The following is a 3,933-nucleotide window of genomic DNA, read 5'->3' as shown; positions in this document are numbered from 1 at the left end:
CCTCCAAAAAGCACTCCCTAGGCGGCGCGGGACCCGGTCGGCTCCGGAGCGGAGGGCACTGCCCCCGCTCCTTTCCCTTTTCCCGCGGCCGGCCCGTCCCTTCCGTTCCGTCCCGGCGCCGCCGGCCGCCCGTTCCCCACGGAGGTCAGCCATGCACGACGCCACCGCCCGCAGCGGCCCCGCGATCGACGAGCTGCGCGCCCGGATCGACCGCGTCGACGCCGAACTCGCCGCGCTGCTGGAGCGCCGCGCGCTCCTCGCCGCCGACGTCCAGCGCCTCAAGCCCGTCGGGGGGTTCGCCGGCCGCGACCCCCGCCGCGAGCGCGACCTGGTCGCCGCGATGGCCCGGCACGCTCCGCGCCTCGGCCCCGACCGGCTCGCCCGGATCATGGCGGGCGTCATCGAGGCCGGGCTCGACGCCGCCGAGGAGGAGCGCCGCGGCGGCGCCCCCGCGTGACCGGCCGACCGGCCCGGCCCGGTCGGCGGCCTCAGCCGGCCAGGCGGGCCAGCCGCTCGGCCGCCCGGCGCGGCGACCGCGCCCGCCGCGCCAGCCCGTGCCAGGGGTCGCGGCCGTCCGGCAGCCCGGCCAGCCGCTCGGGCAGCGTGCGCACCGTCCACGCCCGCGCCGACGGCACGTCCGCCAGCTCCGCCCACGCCACCGGCACCGCCACCGGCGCGTCCGGCAGCGCCCGCACCGCGTAGGGGGCGACCGCGTGCTGGGCGTAGGCGTTGCGCAGCACGTCCAGGAAGAGCCGGCCGCCGCGCGCGTCCTTGCGCACCTCGGTGGTCAGCTCGCGCGGGCGGCGGCGCGCGGCGACCTCCGCCGCGCCGCGCGCCAGGTCGCGCACCGCGTCGACGTCGGCCTCGCGGCGCAGCGGGACCACCACGTGCAGGCCGCGCGACCCGGTGGTCATGAGGTGGCCGGACAGCCCGATCTCGTCCAGGACCTCGCCGACGGCCCGCGCGGCGCGGCGCACGGCGGGGAAGTCGTCGCGCGCCGGGTCCAGGTCGACCACCATGCGGTCGGGGTGGCGGGGGCGGTCGGCACGGCTCGGCCACGGGTGCGGGGTGACCACCGCCTGGTCGGCCAGCCACAGCAGGGTGGCGGTGTCCTCGCACACCGGCATGGTCAGTGTGCCGCCCTGCTCGCGCTCGACGCGCACCCCCCGTACCCAGTCGGGGGCGCTGTCGGGCCGCCGCTTCTGGAAGAACCCGCCGGTGCCCGAGGGGCCGGGGTCGATGCCGTCGGGGAACCGGTGCAGGGTGAGCGGGCGCCCGCGCAGGTGCGGCAGCATCAGCGGGGCCACCGACCGGTAGTGGTCGGCCAGTCCGCGCTTCGTCACCCCGCCGGGGCCGAACAGCTCCTTGCCGGGGTTGCCGAGCCGCACGCGGCGGCGGCCGGCGTTCAGGGTCGCGATGGGGGTGCTCACGCGGTGCCGTCCTCCTCGTCGTCCTTCGGCCGCGCCGCGCCGCGGGCGCGGCTCACCGGCCGCCGTCGAGCGGGCGGCCCTTCAGGGTGCGCCCCTCCGCCTCGGCGATCTCCGGCAGCCGCCGGCCGGTGCGCACCGACTCGGGGCGGCTGGAGGTGGGGCGGCGCCGCGCGTCGGCGTCCTTCTCCTTGACCAGCAGCCACGCCTCCTCGGCCCCGTGGCGGAACCGGTTCAGCGCGTACCCGCCGCGCAGCTTCTCCCCGTCGAGCCGGAAGCTGATGTGGCCGTGCTCGATGCCCTCGGCCATGGTGAGGTCGCGGCCGTTCTTGCTGGTGGTGTTGGTGTAGGTGCCGGTGTCCCAGAGCAGGACGGTGCCGCCGCCGTACTCGCCGGCCGGGATGCTGCCCTCGAAGTCGGCGTAGTCGAGCGGGTGGTCCTCGGTGGGCACGGCGAGGCGCTTGTCGCGCGGGTCGGTGGACGGGCCCTTCGGCACCGCCCACGACTTCAGTACGCCGTCGACCTCCAGCCGGACGTCGTAGTGCTCGCGCCGCGCGACGTGGTGCTGGACCACGAAGACGGGGGCGCGCCGGCGCCCGCCGCGCCCGCGCCGCGCGGTGCCGCGCGGTTCGCCGGTGCGCGTGAAGTCGCGCTTGCGGTCGTAGTCCGCGAGGGGGGACCGGTCCCGTTCGCCGCCCATGTCCGCCTCCCGGTGCTGCGTGTGCGGTCGCGGGAGGGCTACCCGCGCGCGCCGGGCGCACACCCGGCCCGGCCGGTCCGGAGCCGGGTCAGCGGCGGCGCTCCCAGGCGGCGCGCCCCGCGCGCCGCCGGTGCCGGACGAGCAGGGCCATCGCCCCGCCCCACACCGCGGCGAACACGGCGGCCGCCACCACCGCGCTCACCGGGCCGGCGGACGCTTTCCACACGAGGTCCCACAGGTAGACGAGGAACCCGAAGGCCACCCCCGCGACCGGCGCGGTCACGGCCACGTACGCGTAGGGCCGGCGGTCGGCGAAGCGCCGCACGGGCGGAAACGAGAGCATGGGCTCCGGCTACCGCGCCGCGGCCCGGCCAAACACCGCGCCGCCCCGGGGCCGCCCCGCGCGACGGCCCCGGGGCGGCGCGGCGGTGCCGCTCAGCGGCGGACGTCGACCCAGACCAGGCGGTGGTCCGACGCCGCGCGCGCCGACACCGACGCCGGGTCGGCCGCGACCGGCCAGTGCACCCCGCTGCCGCGCACCGGCAGCCCGCGCGACGGCAGCACGTAGTCGGCGCGCAGGTTGCCGGGCGCCGGGTCGTCGGCGAAGTCGGCGGTGTCGTGGGCGGGGTCGCCGTCGTGGCCGGTGTTCGCGCCGCCCTGGAGTTCCGCCGCCTCCGGGCCGCCCGCGCTCGCCGGGCGCACGCCGCCGTTCACCCTCGGGGCGTCGAGCAGCCGGGCGATCGCGTCGGGGTGGCCGTCGCCGTCCGCCGGGTCGGCGTTGAGGTCGCCCGCGACGACGAACGGCGCGCCGGGCGCCAGGCCGCCGCGCCGCCCCTCGTCGTCGTAGATGTAGCGGCCGGCGCGCGGGTCGACGTAGTCGGCCCAGAACCGGATCTCGTCGTGGTTGCGGAGCAGGTTGCGCTCCTCGGGGCCGTCGAAGGTCGGCGGGGTGGGGTGGGCGGCGAGCAGGTGCACGGGGCGGCCGCGCCCCACCCGCACCGGGATGTCCCAGTGGCTCTTGGACGACAGCGGCAGCAGCTCCAGCTCGTCGTCGGAGTAGAAGCCCTCGCCGGTCTCGGGGTCGGTGGGCAGCAGCGCGCCGGGCATGTCGGCCCACCGGAAGTCCTGGAAGGTGCGGACCGCGCGGGTGTCGATGGGGTACCGGGAGAACACCGCCATGCCGTACTGGCCGGGGAACGCGCCGAAGCCCAGGGCGTCCTCGGCGTAGCCGGGGGTGCCCGGTTCGGTGACCGCCTCCCCGCTGTTGTCGAGGTCGGCGCCGGAGGCGACGCCGGTGTTGACGGGGGCGCTGTAGCGGTAGGGGTAGTCGATGGGGTCGGCGCCGTTCTGCCCGGTCGACAGGTAGTTGTCCTGGAAGAGCCGGGCGGCCCGGCCGCGGGGGTCGTAGTCGAACTCGTTGACGAGCAGCACGTCGGGGCGGGTCCGCTGGATCACCTCGGCGGCGGCGCGCGCCTGCGCGTCGCCGGGGGTCGACAGGTCCTCGACCAGTTCGCCCTCGGCCGCCCGGTTCAGCGAGGCGTTGAAGGTGGCGAAGCGCACCCCGGAGCCCCGCTGCGCGGGCTCGGCGGCGGCGGGGGCCGGTGCCAGCAGGGCGGCGGCCAGGGCGGTGGCCGTCAGGGCGCACGGCACGGCGGCGGTGGGGCGGAGGCGCATGGCGGGGCCTTTCGATCCGGGGCGCGGGACCCCACCAGCATGCCGCGCACGCACCCGGTCCCGGCCGACCCCCCGGTGAACATCCTTCATCAGCGGGGCGCGGGCGGGTGTCCGGCGGCGGGTGCGGCGGGG

Annotated in this window: 5 protein-coding genes; 1 reads left to right on the top strand and 4 read right to left on the bottom strand. The window is 78.2% G+C overall.

What is annotated here, in order from left to right; translation table 11 throughout:
• Positions 1-151 precede the first annotated feature (151 nt).
• Positions 152-457, top strand: a complete 306-nt coding sequence (locus NT8_RS27525) for a chorismate mutase (RefSeq protein ID WP_067975871.1) — start codon at positions 152-154, stop codon at positions 455-457.
• Positions 458-488: 31 nt separating this feature from the next.
• Here NT8_RS27525 and ligD read toward each other — a convergent pair whose 3' ends face one another.
• The 4 genes from ligD to NT8_RS27505 form a co-directional block, all read right to left on the bottom strand.
• Positions 489-1,430 (bottom strand): non-homologous end-joining DNA ligase, encoded by a 942-nt coding sequence (ligD, locus tag NT8_RS27520; protein ID WP_067975869.1) that lies wholly within the window; start codon positions 1,428-1,430, stop codon positions 489-491.
• A 52-nt stretch (positions 1,431-1,482) separates the two neighbouring features.
• The gene (locus NT8_RS27515; RefSeq protein WP_067975866.1) at positions 1,483-2,127 is read right to left on the bottom strand and encodes a DNA polymerase ligase N-terminal domain-containing protein; all 645 of its coding nucleotides are present in this window, start codon (positions 2,125-2,127) and stop codon (positions 1,483-1,485) included.
• Between the two features lie 88 nt (positions 2,128-2,215).
• Positions 2,216-2,470: a hypothetical protein gene (locus NT8_RS27510; RefSeq protein ID WP_067975863.1), complete on the bottom strand. Its 255-nt coding sequence runs from the start codon at positions 2,468-2,470 to the stop codon at positions 2,216-2,218.
• A gap of 92 nt (positions 2,471-2,562) precedes the next feature.
• The gene (locus NT8_RS27505; protein WP_067975861.1) at positions 2,563-3,801 is read right to left on the bottom strand and encodes an endonuclease/exonuclease/phosphatase family protein; all 1,239 of its coding nucleotides are present in this window, start codon (positions 3,799-3,801) and stop codon (positions 2,563-2,565) included.
• Positions 3,802-3,933: the final 132 nt, after the last annotated feature.

The sequence above is a fragment of the Nocardiopsis trehalosi NBRC 14201 genome (assembly GCF_001552555.1).
GTDB lineage: Bacteria > Actinomycetota > Actinomycetes > Streptosporangiales > Streptosporangiaceae > Nocardiopsis_B > Nocardiopsis_B trehalosi.
This window is presented reverse-complemented; position numbering and strand designations above follow the sequence as displayed.

Excerpts from the sequence above, each read along its gene's own strand:
- NT8_RS27515 (WP_067975866.1), bottom strand. The coding sequence starts at position 2,127 with ATGGGCGGCGAACGGGACCGGTCCCCCCTCGCGGACTACGACCGCAAG.
- NT8_RS27510 (WP_067975863.1), bottom strand. The coding sequence starts at position 2,470 with ATGCTCTCGTTTCCGCCCGTGCGGCGCTTCGCCGACCGCCGGCCCTAC.
- NT8_RS27525 (WP_067975871.1), top strand. The coding sequence starts at position 152 with ATGCACGACGCCACCGCCCGCAGCGGCCCCGCGATCGACGAGCTGCGC.
- NT8_RS27505 (WP_067975861.1), bottom strand. The coding sequence starts at position 3,801 with ATGCGCCTCCGCCCCACCGCCGCCGTGCCGTGCGCCCTGACGGCCACC.